General features: G+C 65.6%; 18 protein-coding genes. 10 read left to right on the top strand and 8 right to left on the bottom strand.

The genetic code is table 11. The features are described from left to right. Positions 1–46 precede the first annotated feature (46 nt). Complete coding sequence (locus tag QM693_RS10720) at positions 47–370, top strand: hypothetical protein (protein ID WP_283352308.1); 324 nt, start codon at positions 47–49, stop codon at positions 368–370. A 74-nt stretch (positions 371–444) separates the two neighbouring features. Here the strand turns inward: QM693_RS10720 and QM693_RS10715 are convergent, their stop codons facing one another. Both QM693_RS10715 and QM693_RS10710 read right to left on the bottom strand, forming a co-directional pair. After that, positions 445–804 (bottom strand): helix-turn-helix domain-containing protein, encoded by a 360-nt coding sequence (locus QM693_RS10715; protein ID WP_283352307.1) that lies wholly within the window; start codon positions 802–804, stop codon positions 445–447. 100 nt (positions 805–904) lie between these two features. Then, a complete protein-coding gene (locus QM693_RS10710) occupies positions 905–1,843 on the bottom strand; it encodes a LysR family transcriptional regulator (RefSeq protein ID WP_283352306.1) in 939 nt (312 codons plus the stop codon). Positions 1,844–2,009: 166 nt separating this feature from the next. Here QM693_RS10710 and QM693_RS10705 point away from each other — a divergent pair, with 166 nt between their 5' ends. From QM693_RS10705 to QM693_RS10665, 9 genes are all read left to right on the top strand, one after another. Further along, positions 2,010–2,762, top strand: a complete 753-nt coding sequence (locus QM693_RS10705; protein WP_283352305.1) for an enoyl-CoA hydratase-related protein — start codon at positions 2,010–2,012, stop codon at positions 2,760–2,762. A gap of 75 nt (positions 2,763–2,837) precedes the next feature. Next, positions 2,838–3,998, top strand: coding sequence for an AMP-binding protein (locus QM693_RS10700; protein ID WP_283352304.1), 1,161 nt, complete (start codon positions 2,838–2,840; stop codon positions 3,996–3,998). A gap of 234 nt (positions 3,999–4,232) precedes the next feature. Then, the gene (locus QM693_RS10695) at positions 4,233–5,546 is read left to right on the top strand and encodes an aspartate aminotransferase type Ic (RefSeq protein WP_283352303.1); all 1,314 of its coding nucleotides are present in this window, start codon (positions 4,233–4,235) and stop codon (positions 5,544–5,546) included. Positions 5,547–5,577: 31 nt separating this feature from the next. Continuing rightward, complete coding sequence (locus tag QM693_RS10690; protein ID WP_283352302.1) at positions 5,578–5,706, top strand: hypothetical protein; 129 nt, start codon at positions 5,578–5,580, stop codon at positions 5,704–5,706. Positions 5,707–6,142: 436 nt separating this feature from the next. Continuing rightward, positions 6,143–10,984 (top strand): NAD-glutamate dehydrogenase, encoded by a 4,842-nt coding sequence (locus QM693_RS10685; RefSeq protein ID WP_283352301.1) that lies wholly within the window; start codon positions 6,143–6,145, stop codon positions 10,982–10,984. Between the two features lie 115 nt (positions 10,985–11,099). Beyond that, positions 11,100–11,558: a MaoC family dehydratase gene (locus tag QM693_RS10680; protein ID WP_283352300.1), complete on the top strand. Its 459-nt coding sequence runs from the start codon at positions 11,100–11,102 to the stop codon at positions 11,556–11,558. 28 nt (positions 11,559–11,586) lie between these two features. Further along, entirely contained in the window at positions 11,587–13,302 is a 1,716-nt protein-coding gene (locus QM693_RS10675; RefSeq protein WP_283352299.1) for a PHA/PHB synthase family protein, read from the top strand. Next, the gene (locus tag QM693_RS10670) at positions 13,299–14,084 is read left to right on the top strand and encodes an alpha/beta fold hydrolase (protein WP_283352298.1); all 786 of its coding nucleotides are present in this window, start codon (positions 13,299–13,301) and stop codon (positions 14,082–14,084) included. Before QM693_RS10675 ends, QM693_RS10670 begins: the two co-directional genes overlap by 4 nt. A 38-nt stretch (positions 14,085–14,122) precedes the next feature. After that, complete coding sequence (locus tag QM693_RS10665; RefSeq protein ID WP_283352297.1) at positions 14,123–15,016, top strand: SDR family NAD(P)-dependent oxidoreductase; 894 nt, start codon at positions 14,123–14,125, stop codon at positions 15,014–15,016. A gap of 145 nt (positions 15,017–15,161) precedes the next feature. Here the strand turns inward: QM693_RS10665 and QM693_RS10660 are convergent, their stop codons facing one another. The 6 genes from QM693_RS10660 to QM693_RS10635 form a co-directional block, all read right to left on the bottom strand. Then, a complete protein-coding gene (locus QM693_RS10660; protein WP_283352296.1) occupies positions 15,162–15,476 on the bottom strand; it encodes a DUF3263 domain-containing protein in 315 nt (104 codons plus the stop codon). Position 15,477: 1 nt separating this feature from the next. Continuing rightward, positions 15,478–16,659 (bottom strand): thiolase family protein, encoded by a 1,182-nt coding sequence (locus QM693_RS10655; protein WP_283352295.1) that lies wholly within the window; start codon positions 16,657–16,659, stop codon positions 15,478–15,480. Positions 16,660–16,814: 155 nt separating this feature from the next. Next, positions 16,815–18,662: an APC family permease gene (locus QM693_RS10650; protein ID WP_283352294.1), complete on the bottom strand. Its 1,848-nt coding sequence runs from the start codon at positions 18,660–18,662 to the stop codon at positions 16,815–16,817. A 517-nt stretch (positions 18,663–19,179) separates the two neighbouring features. Then, positions 19,180–20,334 (bottom strand): NAD(P)/FAD-dependent oxidoreductase, encoded by a 1,155-nt coding sequence (locus QM693_RS10645; RefSeq protein WP_283352293.1) that lies wholly within the window; start codon positions 20,332–20,334, stop codon positions 19,180–19,182. A gap of 25 nt (positions 20,335–20,359) precedes the next feature. After that, positions 20,360–21,988 carry an L-glutamate gamma-semialdehyde dehydrogenase gene (pruA, locus tag QM693_RS10640; protein ID WP_283352292.1) on the bottom strand — a complete coding sequence of 543 codons (1,629 nt, stop codon included), beginning with the start codon at positions 21,986–21,988 and terminating at the stop codon, positions 20,360–20,362. 118 nt (positions 21,989–22,106) lie between these two features. After that, entirely contained in the window at positions 22,107–22,835 is a 729-nt protein-coding gene (locus QM693_RS10635; protein ID WP_105423852.1) for a FadR/GntR family transcriptional regulator, read from the bottom strand. Positions 22,836–23,010: the final 175 nt, after the last annotated feature.

Below are 23,010 nucleotides of genomic sequence, written 5' to 3'. Positions count from 1 at the left end.
GTGAGTCTGCTAACTTGCTAACGTCCCAGAAGAGAAGGAGCCCCTCATGACCACTCCGACGTCCAGCACCAAAGCGACTGACACGAAGACCGCCGGTGCAAACGCCTCCCGCGCAACAGATGCCGGGAAGGGCAAGGATCACAACGCGTTCGTCGGTATCGGCGCGAAGGTCGTTGACACGACCAAGAAGGCCGGGAACCGGTCGCTCGACGCCTACGAAAAGGCTCTCGACAGTAGCCTCGAATACCACACTGCAATCGCGGCGGCCAGCAACGTCGAGTGGGTCTCGACGATTGCGGATGCGCAGGCGAAGCTCGCCCGTGAGATCAGCGCGGCCACAACCGCAGCCGCTCGAGAATTGCTGAAGTAGCTGGCCGGGCCCACGGTAAACCAGTCGCCGTGGGCCCTGACCGCCCTGTCTATAGAAGACGCAGGGGTCTGCGCCTACCCGCGCTTACGCTCGGCCCTTGTGACCTTGCGGAACGTCTCGTACATCTCCACGAGCGCCTTGCGCTGGGCATTGGTGAGGTCGCCGTCCTGCCCTATCGCTCGAACGACGTCCGAAGCCTCCTCCGGGCGCGTTCGGACCTGCCCGAGCAAGACATCGGCCGAGGTCTGCAGGTGCTCCGCGATGGCGTCGAGGACTCTCTCGCTGGGCTCCCGGAGATTGCGTTCGATCTGCGAAAGGTAGGGGTTCGAGATCCCTACCATCGCGGCGAACTGCCGCATTGGCAGCTCGGCAAGTTCCCGCTGCTGCCTGATCAATTCACCTAACGTCGGTGACGGCTTCTTGTCGTCGGCCACCCTGTCAGGATAGCCATCGGGGGACGCGGCTCTTCGACCAGCACGTCCGAGCTGCTTCGGACCGCGCTTACGTGACGTCGGCTGGCGGACGTGGGGAGTGTCAGCCCAGTGTGGCGGCCGATTGTTGCCGTCGATGGAGTGCCTGTCCCGTCTTTTTCAGGATGGTCAGGAGCTCACCCGCCAGAGCGACGTGGCTGGCACTGGCCGGCAAGGCCACAAAGACGTCCCGCGCAAGCGCCGGCTTCAACCGGCGGGCGCGAGTTCCCCGGCCGGGAACCAGAGCGAGCTCGGGAACGAATGCGACGGCGACACCGGAGGCGGCGAGCGCCTGGGCGACGTCGTAGGACTCGGTCTGAAACGGCACCCACGGCACGAATCCGGAGTCGGCGGCGGCCGAGTTCAATTGTGTACGTGCGGGTCTGCCGGTGATGCTGCACGCCCAGGCATCCTTCTCGAATGCCTTCAACTCCACCGCCTGCGAGGCCGGTCCTTGCGCCTGAGGGTGATCGTCGGGGAGGACGACCCGGAGCGGGTCGGTGAGAAGGTGCTCGAATCGAACTCCTTCGACCGCGCTTGGGGCGCCGCTGTAGGAGGCGGTGATCGCCATATCCAACTCTCCTCTGGTGATCAGTTCGGTGCCTCCGTCGGTGGGCACGTCGACGACAGACAATTGAGCTTCGGGGTGTCGGTAACGCAGCGCCGTCAGTCCATCTGGAAGCAACGCAACCGCCGCCGAGGGAAACGCTCCGAAACGGAGCCTGTTGGCGTGAGCGCCGAGGTAGTGTGCGACGGTTTCCTCTGCTCGGGACAGTTCGGCGGCGACGCGTTCGCTGTGTTCGGCCAGCAGGTTGCCGAGAGGAGTCAGCTTGGCGCCTCGCGCGCCCCGTTCGACCAGTAATGCGCCGAGGTCGCGTTCGAGCTTGGCGAGCTGCTGTGACACTGCGGGGGAAGTGATTCCGAGTGTTTCTGCTGCGCGCGCGAGGCTGCCTCCCTGCTTGACGGCCAGCAGGAGGGCCAACTGCGACGAGGTGAGGTTCATTAAGCAAACCTTAGCGCTGCAGCAGCCAGATCGCCATTCTACTTATTCGATTTCGGCGAGACGATGGACGGTATCGAAACCCGCAGAAGGAGTACGCCCTGATGGTCAGTTCACTTCGCGCAACCCGCGCCGTCGACTCCCTTGCCCGGAAGTCAGGTGTCCTCCGGTGACGACCTCCGTTCGATTCGACGTCCGCAGCAACGTCGCCTGGATCACCCTCGATGGCGTCGACACCCGCAATTCCCTCGATCGGAACAGCGCACAGGCCCTGGTCGATGCCTGCGATGCCGTCGACGATGACCCATCGGTGGGTGCTGTGGTGATCACCGGAGCCGGAAGTGCCTTCTGCTCGGGGGCCGACCGATCCGCACTCCGGAATCTTGCAAGTGCACAGCCGCATGAGGCGTACGAGGCGCTCGATTCCCTCTATCGTGCGTTCCGCCGATTCGGTGAGGTGACTGTTCCCTCGATTGCCGCGATCAATGGTGCCGCGGTAGGAGCCGGACTCAACTTGGCGTTGTCGGCGGATGTGCGTCTTGCCGCCGAGGACGCACTCCTGGTGCCCGGCTTCGCCGAGAACGGAATTCACCCCGGCGGTGGGCACTTCCATCTTCTCGAGCGGGCAGGCGGCCGCCAGGCCGCCGCCGCGCTAGGGGTGTTCGGGCGCCGGCTGACCGGGGCAGGCGCCGCTGTCACCGGGCTGGTGTGGGACGCAGTTCCGGTGGCCGATCTCGAAGATGCGGCCCAGCGCCTCGCCGAGCCGGTTGCCCGAGATCCTGAACTCGCTCGGTCCTTGGCGAACAGTCTGCGGTTGACGACCACACCACCGCGCGCATGGCAGGCGGCAATCGAGGTCGAACGCGCCCGGCAAATGTGGTCGCTGTCCCGCCCTCGCCCGGTCGATGCCGCTGGTCGGTAGGGGCCCGCAGTACCACGGACTGACGGTCGACCCGGCACCGTTCGCTGATGGAACCAAAGACACGGAAGGATCGTGATGATCGACAATCTCCCACATCTTCTCCTCGATCGCGCGTCCGCCCGCCCCGACCTGATGATCGGCGCCCTCGACGATCAGATCTCGTTGCAGCTCGCTCTCGAACTTGCCGCCGGTGGGGCCGCCGACTTGCAGGCCCGGAATCTCTCCGCGGAGGACCGTGTCGCAATCGTGGCAGAAAACTCGACGGACTACGTTCTGGCCTGGCTGAGTTGCCTGTTGGCCGGCGTGCCTGTCGCGCTGGTGGATCAGACCTATCCTCGAGAGCTCCTGGCGTGCATGCTCGACGTACTCGACCCGACGGTGGTGATCAGTGACCACCCCGCGGCCCCGTCGTTCGCCGGAACTCGCCGCGCGATCCTCATCAGCACCTTCCGTACTGCCCCTCGGCTCGATCCCAGCCATGCCCCCGGCACCAACTCCGGTCGGTACTCGACGGCATCGCTCATGCACCCGGCCCGGCCCACGCCGGGTATCCCGCAGTTCTGCGCCCAATCGCATGAGTACTTTCTCCGACTGGGACGGGCAGTAGCGGAGGCGATGACACTCACCGACCGCGATCGATCACTCACTCCCCTGCCTCTCTCGCAGATCAACTCCCTCGGGCACGGGCTCGTCGGCGCACTGACCGCGGGCGCGGACGCCTTGCTCGGGCGCACCATTGCAGTCGACACCTTCTGGTCCGAGGCCATCGACCACGGGATCACCGCGCTGACACTGGATGCACCGCTGGTGAACAATCTCGCGCGCACCGCCACCCCGAAGGACTCGGCCGGCCACCGCGTACGAACCATGTTCCCGGCCGACGGTGCGTTTATGCGGCGGTTCGGGGTTGTCCGGGCCGTGTCCGGATACGGTTCGACCGAGGCCGCCGGAGCGAGTCACCTGCGCTCGTGGTCCATCGACGACGACATCCCCACCGACGCCCATCGCCACGGCGGGACCGGACGAGAGGACATCGAATGGAAGCTGACGGACTCGGGTGAGATCCTGATCCGCGAAGCCGCCCGTGGCGCGTTGTTCACCGGATACTTCACCTTTCCCGGCGTGAGCTCGAGGCTCGACCAGAATGGCTGGTTCCACACCGCGGATCACGGGCGGCTCGACGAGGACGGCGGTTTGGTCGCCGTCGAGCGCGGTCTCGACCATTCACGTGGATGAGTCGCTCCGTTTCGCCCCGACGCGGAGAAAGTTCGGACCTACCAATGAACTCGACCGAACCCCGCCCAGATTGGACGCGTCGCCGCGATGCAGCCGGAAGGGCCACCGGCGACCCCTGCCGCCACCCTCTCGGTCTTACATGGGCCCTCCGCGAGGAGTCGTGATGCGGGAAGCCACTTCCCGGCTGTCCCCCGTCTGTACTACATCGAGTATCCCCAACCTGAAGGAACCGAGATGTCCACTTCCCTGCACAGTCTCAGCGACCACGAACTCGACGCCGAACTGACCCGGAGCCGCGCCGAGTACGGCACGTTGAAGGCGCGCGGGCTGGCCCTCGACATCACCCGGGGCAAGCCCGCACCGGAACAGCTCGACCTCTCAGCCGCGATGCTTTCCCTGCCCGGTGACAACGACTATGTGATCGATGGAATCGACTGCCGCAACTACGGCGGACTCCCCGGCCTCCCGTCGCTGCGCGCCCTGTTCGGCGAGGTCCTCAATATTGCCCCGGAAAGTTTGATTGCCGGTGGCACGTCGAGTCTGGAAACGATGTACGACGTGCTCTCGTTTGCGTGGATCCACGGGACAGGTGACGACTACGCTCCGTGGTCCTCCGCTCCGGTGAAGTTTCTGTGCCCCGTACCCGGATACGATCGGCATTTCGCTATCACCGAGTCGTTCGGTATCGAACTGATTGCGGTCCCCCTGCTCTCCGACGGCCCTGATGTCGATGCGATCCGGGAGTTGGTTGCCAATGACCCGCAGATCAAGGGCATGTGGTGTGTCCCCATGTTTTCCAACCCCAGTGGGGTGACCTATTCCGAGCAGGTCACCCGCGACCTGCTGAGCATGCGGACCGCCGCACCGGACTTCCGTATCTTCTGGGACAACGCCTATGCGGTGCACGCCCTCATCGGCGACGCCCCGCAGGGGCTCGATGTCCTCGCCCTCGCCGCCCTCGTGGGTAATCCGGAGCGGCCGTTCGTCTTCGCGTCGACGTCGAAGATGACCATCGCCGGCGGCGGCGTGAGTTTCTTCGCCGGGTCCGGCGAGAACATCGCGTGGTATCTGGGCCACCTCTCGCAGAAGCGCGTCGGACAGGACAAGGTCAACCAACTCCGGCATGTCCGGTTCTTCGGCGACGTGACCGGTGTGCGTACGCACATGCGCAAGCACCAACAGATTCTCGCCCCGAAGTTCGAGCTTGTCACCACCATTCTTCGCCGCGAGGTCGGCGATTCGGGCATCGCGTCGTGGACGGATCCGGCCGGAGGCTACTTCGTCAACCTCGAGGTGCTACCGGGCACGGCCAAGCGGGTGGTGGCGCTGGCGCAGGAGGCGGGGATCGCGCTGACACCGGCCGGTTCGGCGTTCCCGGCCGGCAAAGATCCCCGCGACAGCCACATCCGGTTGGCACCGAGTTTGCCGTCCGAGGACGAGTTGCAGCTGGCGATCGGCGGGCTGTGCACCTGTATCCGGTTGGCGGCCATCGAACTCGTCCACCGCGACCGCGCGGCCGGTGTCCACCGCTCTTCGGTATCGGTGTAGCCGATACCGGCTCGCGCGGAAAGGATTCCAGATGCGTCGAATCCCGTGGAAGATGCGGCGGGCCGTCCTCGCCATGGGGCTGTTGGTGGTCTTGATCGTCGCCGGTGACCTCATGCACCAGGGCATGCAGCTCATGCGCACCTGGTTAACTAATTCATGACCGGATCCGCTTCCGGTCCATGGCCTTGTAGGGGAAGGTCTGGCACCGGCCGTGGAGACGGGTGAGACAGGTTCCTCGGCCGGTGCCTGTTCTCGTGCGCCTCGGGGGCCAGCACCGGCCCCCACCTGCGCCGGGCGGCGTGGCCTCGAATCGCCCATAGAGCTGACCATTGTTGCACTGGACGGTTTTCCGAACTGCGTGACGGCTCGGCCATCCGGTCGCTGCTGCACGCGCACCCGCTCGCATCGAGAAATACCGCCCGTGGCGGCCCCTTCCGGTGACGACGGACAACGAACCCGACGCATTAAGCAAAGTTAATGCTCTGCAATCGAGAACGTCGTTCCGTTGACGGGATGTTGACCGGATCATGGTGCATACGAGCCAGGACGAATCAGTGCCGGGCGGCCCCACCATCAAGTGCCACAGGAGATGTCAGGTGAATCTCGAAGGACTCGAACACGACCGCCAGCTCAGGGTCTGCGCTGAACTCGGTGCCCTGGCGGCCGCACCGGGCGGCTACCAGGATTACGTCGATGCACTTTTCCGTCACGAGCCCCGCGAAGATCTCGCCGAATGGACCGACACCGCCCTCGCCGACCGCGCTTATGAGTACCTGAACTTCGCTCGGCTCCGAGCCGAGGGGGTCGCACTGGTGCAGTGCGATATTGCGGCGGGAACCAACCACGCGCACATTTTGGTGGTCAGCACCGATCTTCCCTTCCTGGTCGACTCGGTCGCGATGGCTGTTCGACGGCACGGCAGCGTTTCCACTCTTCGGCACGTCACGGTGGCAGTGCGACGCGATAGCGAGGGAGTGCTCGCCCCGGACGGTATAACCCGGCCCCGCCAGGACGATCAGTACGACAACGATCCCCTGGTCGAGTCCTGGATGGAGATCACGTTCCAGCCGTCCGGCGGAAGCGAAACCACTTCCGGCGAGTTCACCGCGATGATCGAGAACGCGATTCGCAGCACCCTCGCCGACGTCACGGTCGCGGTGACCGATCAAACCGGTATGGAAGCCGTCGCCCGCAAGGCTGCACTGTCATTGAAATCCGATGCGACCGAGAACCAGCTCGACAGCGCCTACGAAGCCAGCGAGCTCCTCCACTGGATGTGCGCCGAGAACTTCACCTTCCTCGGCTACTGCTCCTACCGTTTGGTGAAGGCAACGGCGTCGGGAACGGCGACCCTCGAACCACTTCCGGAGACCGGCCTGGGTATTCTTCGGCCCCATCACCATGAGCACCGCCACCACACCCTCGACCCCCTGACCACGACTCGCGCGTTCGGCCCGGATGTGTTGATGGTGTCGGCGGCCGGCACCCGCAGCACGGTGCGCCGCGACGCCCCGTTGGACTACGTGGGAATCAAGATCGTCAATTCCGACGGGGTCACGGTCGGCGAGCACCGCTTCCTCGGTCTGTTCGAGAACACCCTCGACACGTCGGATATGCGGACGATCCCGGTCGTCAACCGCACTGCCGGACGCACTCTGACGATGCTCGATCGCGACCCGCGCTCCCGAGAAGGCCTAGAACTGCTCGACATCCTCCAGGACTACCCGCGGCGGGAGATTCTGCAGAGCACCGCCGAGGACCTTGCACCAACGGTCCTCGCGGTGCTGCACCTGCAACGGCACCCACGTGTGCGGGCATTCATCCGCCAGGACACCTACGGCCGGGCCATCTCGATTCTGCTCTATGTCCCCCAGGACAGGTTCTTACCCGCCATTCGACGGGCAGTGGTAGCGGCGGTCTCCCAGTTCCTCGACGGCGCCGCGGTCGATCACAACACCCGAATCGGGGAAACCGCGCTGGTGCGTGTGCACGTCACCGCATGGCCGCATACCGCAGACGAGCGCATCGATGTCGCGGAGTTGTCGCGAGTCGTGGTGGAAGCGGCCCGGTCGTGGACCGAGAAGCTCGACGATCTGCTCTCCACGGCGTCGACGTCGGGGCACGACGACTCCATCCCCGTGGCAGTGCCCCTGAGTTATCAGGAGCGGTTCTCCCCCGCCGAAGCAGCCGCCCACTTGTCGGCCTTCTCCAAGCTGACGAAGGATCCGCACCGACGGCTGCGGCTGATGGTCACTCCGTCGCCCGCGCGGAGCGCGGCCACGGACCTGATCTCGGCCATCGCCGTCACCACCGAGCCGATGGTCCTCGCTTCCGCGCTGCCGATCTTCGGGCACCTGGGATATGAACTCGCAGCAGAACATCCACACACCCTGACCAGTGCCGACGGGCAACTCGCCTACGTGTACGAGTTCATCCTCCGCTCGCGCTATCGCCAGCACCGACTGGACGCGCCCACGGCAGCGCGGACCGCCGAGGCGTTCGAGGCGAGCTACAGCGGGCACACCGATGCGGACGCGCTGCAGGCGCTGGTCACTACCGCCTCCATGGAGTGGCGGCAGGTCCTGGTCCTGCGCGCCTATGCCGCCTATCTGCGGCAGAGCGGTTGGACCTTCTCCTCGGAGTTCGTCAATTCCGTGATCGCCGGCCACCCGAAGATCGCCGCTGCCCTGTGGACACTGTTTCGCACGCGGTTCGATCCGGCGCTTGCTGACAGCGAACGCGACCACAGCGAACTGGTCGCGGAGATCGAAGGCGCAATCGACGAGGTTCAGGGAATCGAACCCGACCTGATCCTTCGGACCTTGCTCGATACCGTGCTCGCCACCTTGCGAACGAACGCGTTCCGGCGACTGTTCGCGCACACCGACGGACCGGTCGACACGGTCCTGAGTTTCAAGCTCGATCCCCGCAGGATTCGTGGCCTTCCCGCTCCGTTGCCGCAGCTGGAGACGTGGGTGTTCGCTCGGAACGTCATGGGAACCCATCTGCGATTCGGGCACATCGCGCGCGGCGGCATCCGGTGGACCGACCGGGTCGAGGATTTCCGCACCGAGGTGCTCGGGCTGGTGCGCGCGCAGATGGTGAAGAACGCGGTCATCGTCCCCACAGGAGCCAAGGGCGCTTTCCTTCCGCGGCTGCTGCACACCGGCGCCGACCGCGCCCAGCAACTCGAGATCGGGCGCGCCGCCTACAGCACGTTCGTCGAGGGACTGCTCGATCTGATCGACAACTTCACCAAGGACGAGTCCGGCACCTACCGCCTCGACCCGGCACCGCACACGGTGCGGCACGACGGTGACGACACGTATCTGGTCCTCGCCGCCGACAAGGGCACCGCCCAATTCTCCGATGTCGCGAACGCGATCGCCACGAACCGGGAGTTCTGGCTCGGGGACGCCTTCGCTTCGGGTGGGTCCAACGGATACGACCACAAGCAGATGGGCATTACCGCGCGCGGCGCCTGGGAGTCGGTACGCCAGCATCTGTTCGAGCTCGGCATCGACTCCGACACCGACCCGGTCACCGCGGTCGGGATCGGGGACATGAGCGGGGATGTCTTCGGGAACGGACTGCTCCGGTCCCGGTCCGTGCGCCTGGTCGCCGCCTTCGACCACCGGCACATCTTCCTCGATCCGCAGCCCGAGGCGGGCACGGCGTTCGAGGAACGCCAGCGGCTCTACGATCTGCCCGGCTCCTCATGGACGGACTACCGCCGCGACCTCATCAGTGGGGGCGGCGGCGTCTTCCCCCGCTCGGCGAAGCGTGTCACCCTCGCTCCGCAGGCCAGTGCCGCACTGGGACTGGACGAGAAACGGGCCGACTACACACCGAACGAGGTAGTGCGCGCGATCCTGTCGGCGCCCGTCGATCTGCTGTTCAACGGCGGAATCGGCACCTATGTTCGGGCGAGTTCGGAAACCGATTCCGAGGTCGGCGACAGCGCGAACGATGCCGTCCGTATCACCGGGCGGGAGGTGCGTGCCCGTGTGGTCGGTGAAGGCGGCAACCTCGGGCTCACCCCGCTGGGGCGGCGCGAGGCGGCATTGCACGGCACACGGTTGAACACAGATGCGATCGACAACGTCGCCGGTGTCGATACCTCCGATCACGAGGTCAACATCAAGATCGCGCTCGACGATGCGGTCGCCGCCGGCGCCCTGGATCGGGACAAGCGCAACGTTCTGCTGCAATCGCTGACGGCCGATATCGCCGACCGCGTGCTGGCCCACAATCGTGCGCAGAACACCATGCTGTCGGTGGCCCGTGCCGAGGCCGCCGAGATGGCACCGGTGCATCGCAGGATGCTGACGACGCTCGAGGGGCAAGGGCTGCTTTCCCGGGAGGTGGAGTCGCTGCCGAGTGACGCCGAGCTCGAACAGCGCATCACCCAGGGTGGGGCTCTGACCTCTCCCGAACTCGGCACCCTGCTTGCCTACGTGAAACTGGAGATGAAGTCGGCTGTGCTGGCAGCCGGGATCGCGACGGAATCGTGGGCCGAGCATTTCCGCACCGAGTACTTTCCCGCCGACGTTGTCGCCGTGTGCGGTGATCGTCTGGGGGCGCACCCGTTGGCGAACGAGATCACCGCGACCGCAGTCACCAATCGTCTCGTCGACGACAACGGCATCACCTTCGTGTTCCGGATGCAGGAGGAAACCGGGGCGTCGGTCGCGGCGATCATCCGGGCATGGGAAGTCGTTCGTCGCGCCGTCGGTCAGCGCAATTACCTGTCCAACATTGCCGCGCTCGACTCCTCGGTCACGACGGACACTCGCGTCCGGTTGCAGCTGAGCCATCGACGGCTCGTCGAGCGCTCGGTGCGCTGGCTCCTGGCGAGCCGACGGCAGACCATCGATGTGACCGGTGAAACTGCCCACTTCACTCCCGTTGTCGAGTCGCTGCGCTCCTCCCTTCCGGACTTCCTCGTCGGCGCCGACCGGGCCGCCGTCGACGCCAAGCATCAGCGGTACCTTGTCGACCGGAATGTCCCCGACTTCCTGGCACGCAGATCGGCGAGCCTGTTCCAGGAGTTCTCGCTGTTCCCGATCAGCGAAACCGCATTGCGTGCCGGCAGGGATCCGGAACGGACGGCGCGTACCTACTTCCAGGTCGCCGAGCGGTTCCGGCTCGACAAGCTACTGCGCCGGGTGGCCGCCCTTCGCCGAGTGGACAACTGGGACGCCATGTCGCGGGCGGCGCTGCGAGATGATCTCTATTTCGCGGTCAGCGATGCCACACGGCGTCTGATCGGTGACTCGGACCTACCGCAGTCGGAGGCTGCTCAGGTCGGCGACCTTTCCTCCGACTGGCTCGACAACGTGCTCGACGCGGCACTCGACCCGGCACGCGAACCCGAGTTGGCGGTGTTGCTCGTGGCCACGAACGCCCTGCGTTCGTTTGCGGAGAACCTCGCCTAGCGGCATCGGTGACCGCGGCACCGCCAGGGCTACACCCGGAGGTGCCGCGGTCGGTCGAGTCCACTCTCCGAATCCAACACACACACGTAACACTCGTATCGGAGCCAGATCCTCAATGCCAGCTATAACTGTGTCCGTTCACCACCTGCCTGAGCTCGCCGGTACGGATCTCGGCGTCGGCCCATGGCACGAAGTGTCCCAATCCGACATCACAGGATTCGCCGCACTGACCGGTGACGACCAGTGGATTCACACCGACCCTTCACGCGCGAAGCACGGCCCGTTCGGAACCACCATCGCGCACGGGTATCTGACTCTCTCCCTTGTTGTTCCACTACTCGCCGAACTCCTCGACGTCACCGACGTGAGGATGGTCGTCAATTACGGGCTCAACCGGGTGCGTTTCCCGGCGGCGGTCCCGGCCGGTGCGCGCATCCGCCTGGCCGCGACCGTGACCGAGGTGACCCGGATCGGCGACGACTGCTACGAGCTCATCATCCTCAGCACGCTCGAATGCGACCGCGCCACCAAACCCGCAGCTGTCATCGAACTGATCTACCGCGCATACGAGTAACAACTTCACCAGAGGGGGAATACGTCCGTTGTCGATCCTGAAAGCCATCCCATCGTGGACACCGCCGCTTGATCTCGGGGCGCTGAAGAACGCCACCACCGATGCCGACCCCGCCGCCTTCCTGCGCTCACTCGGCGCGGCAGGGATCGGCGCCTTGAAGCACCCGAGCGGAACCGCCGCCGCACATGGTCGGCTCCTGCTCGGCTCCGGCAGTGCGCTCCGCACGGCCGCAGGCCGCGCGATCGGCCGAAACAACCCGGGGCCGGTCGCACCGAAGGCGGGCGATAAGCGGTTCTCCGACAACGCATATCAGGAGAACGCCGCCTACTTCTATCTGGCACAGCAGTACCTGCTCCTCGAGCACTTGGTCAACGAGCTCATCGATACCGCCGAACTGAATGACGACACCGCGGTCAAGGCCCGATTCGCGGCCCGCTTCATCCTCGATGCCCTCAGCCCCACCAATACCTTCCCTGGCAACCCGGCCGCGATCCGCAAGGCTTTCGACACCGGTGGACTCAGTCTCGTGCGTGGTCTTCGAAACTTCCTGCACGACCTGCGGCACAACGGAGGATGGCCCTCGCAGGTGGATCGCTCGCAGTTCGCGGTGGGCGTCGATCTCGGTGCCACACCCGGATCTGTTGTCTACCGCAGTGATCTGATCGAGCTCATCCAGTACACGCCGCAAACCCCCGAGGTGCACGCGACCCCGCTGCTGTTCTGTCCGCCGTGGATCAACAAGTTCTACATCATGGATCTGGCACCGGGAAAGAGCCTGATCGAGTGGGCTGTTCAGCACGGTCACACCTGTTTCGCCATCAGCTACCGCAACCCGGATGCATCGATGAGCGGCCTCGGGTTCCGCGACTATCTCTTCGACGGTCCACTCGACGCAGTTCGGGTGGTCCGCGAGATCACCGGCTCGGAGACGGTCAACACCGTATCCATCTGTCTGGGAGGAACCCTGACCGCGCTGGGTCTGGCATACAACGCCGCCCATGACGACCCGTCGATCGGTTCCGCGACCTTCATCAACACTCATACCGACTTCGCCGAACCAGGAATCCTCGGCGCGTTCACCGATGAGAATTCGATCGCCGCGTTGGAGAAGCAGATGGCCCGGAAGGGGTATCTCGATTCCGCGCAGATGGCACGCACCTTCAGCACGTTGCGGGCCAACGACCTGATCTTCCAGTACGTGATCAACAACTGGTTGCTCGGCAACAAGCCTCCTGCGTTCGACCTGCTCGCCTGGAACGCCGATTCCACGCGCATGCCGGCACGGATGCACGGGGAGTATCTGCGCTCGTGCTACCTGCGTAACGAGTTTTCGCGAGGGGAGTTCGAGATCAACGGTGAACTTCTCGATCCCTCGCGAGTGGATATCGACAGCTACATCGTGGCGGCGGTCGACGACCATGTCGTGCCATGGACATCGAGCTACAAGACCACCGGCCTACTCGGCGGGGACAGTCGGTTCGTTCTGAGCACGTCCGGGCACATCGCGGGCATCGTCAACCCGCCGAGCCCGAAGGCGAAGCACTGGGTGAACGAGACCGTCACCGCCGATCCCCACAAGTGGAAGGCGGCCGCCGAGCTGCGCGACGGAACGTGGTGGCTGGACTGGTCGAAGTGGCTCGCTGAACGGGCCGGGGCGAAGCGGCCGGCGCCGCCGGCGCTCGGCAACGCGGCGTATCCGCCGCTCGACGACGCGCCCGGGGTCTACGTGAAGGAGGAGGCATGACAGAGGCGATGACCGAGCCGACGTCCACCACATTCGACGTGTCGACTCGGCACGGGCAGCAGGTTGCGGCGCGCGTGAGCGGATCCGGGAAACCGGTTGTCCTGCTCAACGGTCTCTTGCGCCCGATGGCGAGCTGGTCGGCGTTCACCCCCGTCCTGGATGAGCGGATGGTCGTGTCATTCGACGCGCCCGGCGTCGGTGCCTCGAACACTCCGGCGCTGCCGTTGTCGATGCAGGCGCTGGCGGACATCGTCGCCGATGTCCTCGAGGCGGTGGATGTTGAACGGGCCGATATCGTCGGCTTCTCACACGGTGGCGCGATTGCCCAGCAGTTCGCGTTCAGCTGGCCCGGGCGAGTCCGCCGACTGGCCTTGCTGTCCACCTCCTGTGGGAGCGGAGCCACGCCAGGATCGGGAAAAAAGCTGTGGAACACCCTTATCGGCGCGCACAACGCGCGACATTGGGGGCGGGCACATACCATCGGTGCGCTCTGGCAGGTCGCTGCAGTAGCGGGCTGGTCGAGTATTCCGTTTCTCGGATCGATCGCGGCACCGACGCTGGTGGTGTCCGGCGAGCATGACCGGATCGTTCCGCCGACCAACAGTCAGCTCCTTGCAGCGCGGATCCCGAACGCAGTGTTGTCGGTCGTTCCGGCGGGTCACGATCTGCAACGCCCGGATGTCGCGGACTCGGCCGCCAGACGCGTGTTGCGATTTCTCGATGGGCCCGTCCCGAAGAACATGGCGGCGGAAGACGACACCGGCCTCAGCCCCTGTTTATGAGCCCGAAAGATTGCACGAAACGACCTCAAGGAGTTCAGTTGTCCTCGCTACATTTCGACGAACGCGTTGCCATCGTAACCGGAGCCGGCAACGGGCTGGGCCGATCGCACGCCCTCGAACTCGCGCGCCGCGGTGCGCGAGTGGTGGTCAATGACCTGGGTGGCTCGCTGCATGGTGACGGACAATCGACGGGCGCGGCGCAGGCCGTCGTCGACGAGATCACCGCGCTCGGTGGTACGGCTGTCGCCAACCGTGACAGCGTCGCCACGGAAGAGGGTGGCCGTGCGATCGTCCAGGCGACGCTCGATGAATTCGGACGGTTGGATGTTCTGGTCAACAATGCTGGAATTCTGCGGGACAAGGCCTTTCACAAGATGGACGGTCCGATGATCGACGCCGTCATCGACGTCCATCTCAAGGGAACACTGTTCGTCACTCAACCCGCCTTCCGTGCCATGCGGGAGGCAGGTTACGGACGCATCGTCAACACCAGCTCGGCCTCCGGCCTATTCGGCAATTTCGGGCAGGCGAACTACGGCGCTGCGAAGGCGGGGATCGCCGGCCTCACCCGCGTTCTCGCGCTCGAAGGGGCGGCCTACGGGATCACCGCTAACGCGATTGCGCCGATCGCCGCCACCCGCATGACGGCAGGCCTGCTAGGTGATCTGGCGGCACGCGTGACACCGGAAGGCGTCAGCCCGGTCGTCGCGTTTCTCGCGCACGAGGACTGCCCCGTCTCCGGCGCCGTGTACTCGGTCGCAGGCGGTCGGGTTGCAAAGGTCTTCGTCGGAGAAACCTCAGGGGCGGTGCTGGACGAGCTGACAGCGGAAGCGGTCCGTGACCAGCTCTCCGAAATCGAAGATCAGAGTATCTATCACGAGCCCACGTCCTTGGACATGGCCACAGCAATCATCGCCCGCGCGCTCAGCTGACACGACATGGGAGCGCGGGCAGCGACCACCTGCGATGGTCACCGGTGGTGTCTCTGATGGCCATCGACACGTGATCGCTGCCCGCACATGCTCCCGCCGATCTCGGCTGCCGCCGGCGAAAGTCGTCGACGGCAGAGTTCGAAGCTCAGTGCTGCTGGTTCCGCCTGCGGCGTTCGATCATCTGATGTGAGACAAAGCGCTTGAGCTCCTGGAGCGTTTCCGGATGGAGCGTGCGCCGGACCGGTCCCTCGAGCGCCTCAGCGAGACGATCCACATACCGGGTGGGGGTCATCCCAAACTCGACCCAGATATGTTCGTTCGCGATGGTACCGAAAGGTAGCCACGTCAACGCGAACTCAACGAGGGCGCGCTCCTCGCGGCAGACGGTAGCAATGCCTCGACGGCGGCCGGGATGGTTGATTGGCCGTCGAGTCGGTGCCGGCCGTTGATCGTTTCTCATGTCAGATCCTTCGGAAGAGGGCGGCGAGGGCCTGGCCGCCGCCGATGCACATGGTGACGATGCCGAGTTCGAGGTCGCGGCGCACGAGGTCCTTCGCCAGGCGCAGGCTCAGGATCGCGCCGGTCGCCCCGACCGGGTGACCCAGCGCGATCGCACCGCCGTACGGGTTGGTCTTCTCCGGATTCAGCTTCGCGTCCCGGATCACCGCGACCGCCTGCGACGCGAACGCCTCGTTCAACTCGATCACGTCGATGTCGCCGGGGGTGGTGCCGGTCTGCTCGAACAGATTCGCCAGCGCCAACACGGGGGCGTACCCCATCAGGCCCGGGTCCATCGCCGCGGTCGCGACGGCCTCGAGCGTGACCAGCCCGGTCAGGCCCTTCTCGCGGGCGGCGGACTGTGTGGCCAGCACCAGGGCCGCCGCGCCGTCGTTGATCCCGGACGCGTTGCCCGCGGTCACCGAGCCGCCCTCCTCGAACGCCGGCCGCAGCTTCGCCAGGGTCTCGAGGGTGGTGTCGGGCTTGGGGTGCTCGTCGACGTCGATCGTCTTCGGGCGGCGGCCCCCGATCTCGACCGGCGTGATCTCCTCGGCGAACGCGGCCTTGGCGGCCTCGGAGGCGGCACGGCGCTGGGATTCGACGGCGAACTCGTCCTGCTGCTGCCGGCTGACGTCGTACTTGCGGGCGACGGCCTCGGCGGTGCGGCCCATGTGCACGCCACCGAACGGGTCGGTCAGAATCGCGACCGTGCCGTCCACCAGCTTACGGTCGCCGAGTTTGTAGCCCGAGCGGGCGGAAAAGTCGTAGAACGGCATCCGCGACATGCTCTCGTCGCCGCCGGCGAGGGCGAAGTCCACCCCACCCCAGCGCATCTGCTGCGCCGCCGACCACACCGCCTGCAGACCGGACCCGCACAGCCGGTTGACGGTATATGCGGGGGTCTTCTCGGGAAGTCCGGCGGCCAGGGCGACGCGGCGGGCGTTGTAGGCGTCCGGTCCGACCTGACCGATGCAGCCCATCACCACCTCGTCGATGTCGCCGCCCGGCACCCCGGCACGCCCCAGCGCGGCGTTGACGGCGGTGGCACCCAGTTCGTGAGCGGGCACGTCCTTGAACGCACCACCGAAGCTGCCGATCGGGGTCCTCGCGCCGTCGACTACCACGATCGGTTCAGGAGAATTCATGACGTGCCTTTCAGGTTGCGCTACCGGGCGGGCAGCAGCGGTACGCGAGCTCTCGATTGGGTCCCTACGATGTTCGGCTTGATCCGACGGTCGACGGGGCCTGTAGTCAACGTCGACGGGGGCGGCACTGGTCGGCGCCGCCCCCGTCGAATGGATCACACCGGAACGACGTCTTCCTCGAGGTGATTTTCCCGCACTTCGTCAGTCTCGAAGCCGGAGGCGACCGACCAGTAATACCCTGCGAGGCCCGCGATCGCCACCGGGATGAGGTCCCAGCCTTCGCCGAAGACGGGGTGGTCGAGCGGCCCGTAGCTACCGTAGAAGGACAGGAAGAGCACGGCCATCAGCAACGCGACGAACCAGGTCGATCGGGAGACATGCACCCGGCCAACGGTATTACTCATCAGGTACAGCACGATCCCGCCGCCGGCGAGTACCGCTGTACAGGCCACCAGGTAGGCGGAGGTCTCCCACGCTCCCTCTCGCTGGCCGCCGCTGACCGTCATGAACCATCCGCCCTGCCAGCTCACAAAGCCCCACACCGTGAGGAACACAGCGGACCAGCTGTACGCGCGAATGCGGGTGATCCAGTTCTGTCGTACGGCGATGTACGCGACATACGCCGGGGTACCCGCGAACACCACGATGGACAGGTTGAGGACGGTCGAGAAGCCGGCGACATACACCAGGATCAGCGTTGCTACGAAACTGGCGGGCGCCCAGAATCCGGCGTTTCGCAGCCGGAAGGGCCGCGGCAGGTCCGGTGCGGTGCGGCGGAGAACCATCATGCTGGAGCTGCCGACGAGGTAGCTCAGCAGCAGTGCCACCGACACGATGGAGACGAGGCGGTACCAACTCGGCAACGGGAGCAGGAACAGGCAGGACACCGCGAAGGAGACGATCAGCGAAATCCACGGCACCGCGAATCGGTTCAGCCGCTGCAACAGCGACGGGGCCATATCGTGCTCGGACAGTGCGTAGGTCGACCGCGTAGCACTGCCGAGGAACACCCATCCGGTTGCGGCCGGAGACACGATCGCGTCGATCAGCAGCAGGGTGCCGAAGCCACCGAATCCGGCGGCGATGAGGGCCTGGAACAATGGCGCCGACGCCCAGTCACTCGACAGCAGTGACCCCCATTGGCCGGGTGCGAGGCCGGCGGCCGTCCAGTCGAGCGCTCCGATGAACGCCACCTGGAGCAGCACGTAGACGACCATCGGAATGAGGATGGACGCGGCAATGGCGATCGGGATGTTGCGCTGCGGGTTCTTACATTCGCCACCGAAGTCGAGGACCTGGCGGAAGCCGAGGTAGGCGAAGGCGATACCGGTGGCGGGGATGGCGTGGAGGACGCCGTCGAAGCCCATGGCGAAGAATCCGGTCTCGGTGAAGTTGGAGCTGCGGAATGCGGTGAACAATAGAATGAAGGTGAGCGTCGGGATCGCGATCTTCCATAGTGTGATCCAGCGGTTCGCTTCACTGAGCATTTTGATGCCGAAGATGTTGAGGACCGTGAAGACCGCGAGGATGGCGACACCGGCGAGGATGCCTCTCGGCCAGGTCAGGATCTCGAGTCCTTCGACCTCGTGCATCAGTCCAAGTTGGGGCCAGTTGCTGCTGACATAGGTCAGTACTGCCTGTGCCTCGAGGGTGGTGACTGCGACGGTGGCGATCCAGTACGCGCCGCCGACCAGCCAGCCGGTCATCATGCCGTGCGACAAGCTCGGGTACCGGACCGGTCCGCCCGAGCGGGGGAGCATGGCGCCCAGTTCCATCCAGGGCATCGCGATGACACCGAAAAGTAGAGCCGCGAGTACCCAGGACACGACTGCGGCCGGTCCTGCGGCCCCTGCGGCGGACAGAACGGCGAACAACCACCCGGAGCCGATCTGCGCACTCACACCGAGGAAGATCAGGTTGGTCAGGGACATCGAGCGCGTCAATTTCTCCGACGACGCTCCCGGGGCGGCGATGCCACCCGATGGTGCGGATGAAAGTGCCATGAGTTTCCTGTTTCGTGATCAGCGGCGCCGGCAATTTCGATCGGCACATGAGCGCTGAGGGGAGGGGGAGGGCGGGTGCCCTGCATCCGGCGATTCGAAATCCACAGCGCCGGAAGAGGACAGCTCGAAGATTACAGGCCATTGGTGACGGAGAACACAGTCACCGGAAAGCGTTCAGCGTGGGTGATGGCAGCGCGTGCATTCGCTTATCACCGGAGTCGGAAATGTCTTCGACCAGGGAAAGTGCCGGGCGAAAGCGCACGGACAGAACGGGATCTGGGCGCCCTGCCACTTGGGGCGGACGGGCCACCCTGGGGGTGGCGGACATTACTCCTCGGCCAGAGGGAGGCGGCGAGTGCGTCATTGAACTTGCCGCCCTCCCCTGGCTTTTCGGGGCTGGGCGCGGCGATGGCGGGTGCATCGTTGAACACACCATTCGCCGTGCCCGATTGTCGATGCGCCGTGGCAGGACTGGTCCTAGCCGGTGACCTCGTCGGGGAGCCGTACCCCGCGCTGGTCAGAAGACGAGCGACACCGAATTCTCGACGGTGCCGGTCTGCTGGAATCGGGCCAGGGACAGCTCAGAGAGGTCGATGCTGGTGATCGCCCCGGTGGTGACCTGCTCGGCGACGAGCCGGCCGATCTCCGGTGCCTGAATTACTCCGTGGCCGGAAAAGCCACATGCGTTGATCCACTGGGGTTCTCGCGGGTCTGCGCCGACGATTCCGTCGTGGTCCGGGGTGTTCTCGTAGGTACCGGCCCAGCATGCCTTGCGGTCGAGAGGCAAGTCCACCAGCCAGGGGAAGCGGTCGGCGGCCAGCGCCAGCAGCTCCTCCATCCACGGCCAGTCGACCGCAGTGTTGTATCCGTCGATCTCGGTGGGCTTGGCGCCGGCGAAGAGAAGCCGGTTCCCTTCGCTGCGCATATAGACCCCGGTCGCCGCGTCAATTGTCATCGGCACGTAGTTGTCGAGCGCGCCGTCCGCGGTGGCGTAGACATTGCGGCGCGAGTGCACCACGGGCACATCCAGCCCGGCGAGACCGGCAACCTCGCCTGCCCAACCGCCCGCGGCATTGACCACGTAACGCGCGGTCACCGTACGTTCACCCGCCGTGATCGTCCACAGCTCGCCGACCTTGTCGATTCCAGCTGCCGGGGACCGGAAGAAGACGTCGGCACCATGCCCGCGAGCGAGGGTGAGGAACGCGTTCGTGACGCCGTGCGGGTCGACTTGCCCGTCGGCGGTCCCCCACGTCGCCCCGCCGATTCCGGCCGGGTCGAACGGAGTGATCTCCTGAGCACGCTCAATATCGAGGACCTCGACCGGGACACCGTGGGCGCGCTGCAACTCGACCGCCTGGAGCTGACGTTCCCAGTTCGCTTCCGGGATCAGCAGGAGGTACCCGTTCGGGCGGTATCCGATATCGCTACCGTACCGGTCCTGGAAGTCCCGGTAGAAGCTAATGCTGCGCCAGGACAGCTCGGTGTTGAGGTCGTCGGCCCACTGCGCGCGGACCGAGGCGAACGACAGCCCGGTGCTTCCCTCGGCGGCACCGGCCTTGGCCTCGAGCACGGCGACCTCGAGCCCCTGCTGGGCCAGGTGGTGTGCACAGCTGGCACCGATGATGCCGGCTCCGACGACCACGACGTCGTACACGGTTGGTTCGGTCATGACGTTTCCTGTCGTGGATCGGACATTACTTCTCGAGGTGGGGGTAGCGGTAGCCCGTCACCCTCAAGTGGTTTTCCTTCGTGGTGCGCGGGCTCGCGAAGCGAATCGAGTTCCACACCGTGCCGGCCTTGTCGTTGGTGCCCGACGCGCGCGCACCGCCGAACGGCTGCTGGCCGACGACCGAGCCGGTGGGCTTGTCGTTGACGTAGAAGTTGCCCGCCGTGTACCGCAGGGCGGCGTCAGCCTCTTCGACCGCGCGACGATCTTCTGCGAACACTGCGCCGGTGAGGCCGTACGGCGTCGAGGTGTCCACCAAGCGCAGCACCTCGTTCCAGTCGGAGTCCTCGTACACGTAGGTCGTCAGAACCGGGGCGAAGATTTCCTCGGTGATCAGCGGCGAGTGCGGGTCGGTGACCTCGAGAATGGTGGGGTCGACGAACCAGCCGACGCTGTCGTCGGTGTTACCGCCGACGACCACGGCCTTGTCGGCGCGGGCCCGGGCGAGGATCTCGGTGTGCTTGGCGTGCTGGCGGCCGTTGATGACGGCGCCGACGTAGACCTCGGGGTCGGTGGGGTCGCCGACCTTGATCTGTTCGGTCAGCGCAACGAGCCGATCTTTCAGGCGCGGCCAGAGGCTGCGCGGCACGTAGACGCGGGAGGCAGCCGAGCACTTCTGCCCCTGGAACTCGTAGGCACCGCGGATACAAGCGACAGCGAGGGCCTCGAGATCGGCACTCGGGTGGGCCAGGATGAAGTCCTTACCGCCCGTCTCACCCACGACGCGCGGGTAGTTCCGGTATCTTCCGACGTTCTTGCCGACCTCTTGCCACATGTGCTGGAAGGTCCCGGTGGAGCCGGTGAAGTGGACGGCAGCAAGGTGCTCGTTGCTGAGGGCGGTGGGGCCCACGTCGCTGCCGGTGCCGTAGACGACGTTGATGACGCCGTCCGGCAGACCGGCTTCACGCAGCAACTGCAGGGACAGGTGGGCAACGAGCGAGGCGCTCTCCGCTGGCTTCCACACCACTGTGTTGCCCAACACTGCGGGCCCGAACGCGAGGTTGTTCATGCAGGTGAAGTTGAACGGGGTGACCGCGAAGACGAAACCCTCCAGCGGCCGGTACTCGATCCGGTTCCACGCTCCGGCCTGCGAGCCGGGCTGAGTCTCGTACATGTCGAGCATGTTCTTGACGTTCGCCCGGATGAAATCGACTGTCTCGCAGGCGGCGTCGATGTCAGCCTGATAGGTGGTCTTGGACAGTTCGAGCATCGTCGCGGCATTGAGCTTGGCCCGCCACGGGCCGTGCTCGAGCATGTCGGCGGCCTTGAGGAAGGGGGCGACCCGCTCCTCCCAGGGCAGGGCGCCCCACCACCGGGCGGCGTCGAGCGAGGCGTCGATGGCGGCCTGGGTCTCCGAGGGTCCGGCCAGGTCGAGCTCGCCGAGCTTGTGCGAGTGGTTGTGCGGCGCCTGGATGGCCATCGTGCGACCGGTGCGGATCTCCTTGCCCGCGATGGTGCTCGCGACCTGGAAGTCGGTGTTGCGGATCTCGTCGAGCGCGGCGGCGATCTCTGCGCGCTCGGTCGAGCCGGCAGCGAAGGCGTAGGGATCGGTGGGACCGATGGGGAAGAGGCCGGTACGGCCGGCGGAAATATTCATCAATCGTCTCCAAAGCGGGGTGGTCGATGGTCTGACCAACGGTCCCACAGCGGTGCGAGTGAGTCAATGCACAGCAGTTAACGGTTTGTTACGGCGGCCACTAAGTTTGTTAACGGCCTCAGGAGCGCCAGCGCCGCAGATGCCCGGCCATGGCCGCGCGGGCGGCGTCACCATCGCGCGCAATAACCTTGGTGAGCAGCTCGATCACTTCGTCCCGCAACAGCTCCGGGCTCGACGCGCTCGGCTCCACCTGGGCGAAGCTGCGGGCGAGTGCGTCATGAATACCCGCCGAGATCGCGACCCGGACGGCGTTGTGCGAGAGCGCCGGCAGCAGTTCGTGGACGGTGAGGTCGAGGGCGCGCACCCGGTCCCAGTCGGTCGAACCGGAGGAGCCCAGTTCGCGCACCTCGTCGAGGATCTTCTGCAGACCCGCCAGCTCCTCGTCGGTCGCACGCCGGGCCGCCAGCTCGGCGTTCTCCTGCTCGAAGTCGATGCGGTAGTCGGTGAGGTCTTCCTCGGACACCGACTCGAACGCGAGGAGCATCGCCAATGCCGAGCCCATCAGGCCCGGGTCCGGCGGGTTGAAAAACGCGCCACCGCTGCCACCGAGGCGCACCGTGATCAGCCCGTGAGCCTCGAGTGTGCGCAAGGACTCGCGGACCGTGGTACGGCTGACCTGCAGTAACCTGGCCAGCTCTCGTTCACTCGGAAGCTTCTCCCCCGGGGCGACCCCGCCGGTCAGCAGGATCTCGCGGAGCTTGGCGACCACGTCGTCCACTGACGTCGTGCGGACCGCGGGTGAGAGCAGCGACTCGAAGTCGGCGCCGAGGGGAGAGGCTGTGGACATGGCGTATGTGTATCACAGGGAGGCCCGAGGTCATCAGCCCCGAAGGGGCATGTTGGCCGAGACGAGACATAAGTTTCACTTACTGCTGACGCTAGCTGAAGACCGTTCTCTTATCTGACTTCGTCGGCAACCATCGATTGTGCAACCAGCTCCACCGGAACGACCTTCAACCGCC

The sequence above is a fragment of the Rhodococcus sp. IEGM 1305 genome (assembly GCF_030058635.1).
In the GTDB taxonomy this organism is placed as follows: domain Bacteria; phylum Actinomycetota; class Actinomycetes; order Mycobacteriales; family Mycobacteriaceae; genus Rhodococcus_F; species Rhodococcus_F opacus_D.
The sequence above is the reverse complement of the archived record's forward strand: the minus strand, read 5'-3'. Positions and strand labels throughout refer to the sequence as shown.

Bases quoted from the DNA above. Each gene is read 5' to 3' on its own strand.
- QM693_RS10695 (WP_283352303.1), top strand. From the start codon at position 4,233: ATGTCCACTTCCCTGCACAGTCTCAGCGACCACGAACTCGACGCCGAA.
- QM693_RS10680 (WP_283352300.1), top strand. From the start codon at position 11,100: ATGCCAGCTATAACTGTGTCCGTTCACCACCTGCCTGAGCTCGCCGGT.
- QM693_RS10660 (WP_283352296.1), bottom strand. From the start codon at position 15,476: ATGAGAAACGATCAACGGCCGGCACCGACTCGACGGCCAATCAACCAT.
- QM693_RS10650 (WP_283352294.1), bottom strand. From the start codon at position 18,662: ATGGCACTTTCATCCGCACCATCGGGTGGCATCGCCGCCCCGGGAGCG.
- QM693_RS10690 (WP_283352302.1), top strand. From the start codon at position 5,578: ATGCGTCGAATCCCGTGGAAGATGCGGCGGGCCGTCCTCGCCATGGGG.
- QM693_RS10720 (WP_283352308.1), top strand. From the start codon at position 47: ATGACCACTCCGACGTCCAGCACCAAAGCGACTGACACGAAGACCGCC.
- pruA (WP_283352292.1), bottom strand. From the start codon at position 21,988: ATGAATATTTCCGCCGGCCGTACCGGCCTCTTCCCCATCGGTCCCACC.
- QM693_RS10655 (WP_283352295.1), bottom strand. From the start codon at position 16,659: ATGAATTCTCCTGAACCGATCGTGGTAGTCGACGGCGCGAGGACCCCG.
- QM693_RS10670 (WP_283352298.1), top strand. From the start codon at position 13,299: ATGACAGAGGCGATGACCGAGCCGACGTCCACCACATTCGACGTGTCG.
- QM693_RS10635 (WP_105423852.1), bottom strand. From the start codon at position 22,835: ATGTCCACAGCCTCTCCCCTCGGCGCCGACTTCGAGTCGCTGCTCTCA.
- QM693_RS10700 (WP_283352304.1), top strand. From the start codon at position 2,838: ATGATCGACAATCTCCCACATCTTCTCCTCGATCGCGCGTCCGCCCGC.
- QM693_RS10645 (WP_283352293.1), bottom strand. From the start codon at position 20,334: ATGACCGAACCAACCGTGTACGACGTCGTGGTCGTCGGAGCCGGCATC.
- QM693_RS10710 (WP_283352306.1), bottom strand. From the start codon at position 1,843: ATGAACCTCACCTCGTCGCAGTTGGCCCTCCTGCTGGCCGTCAAGCAG.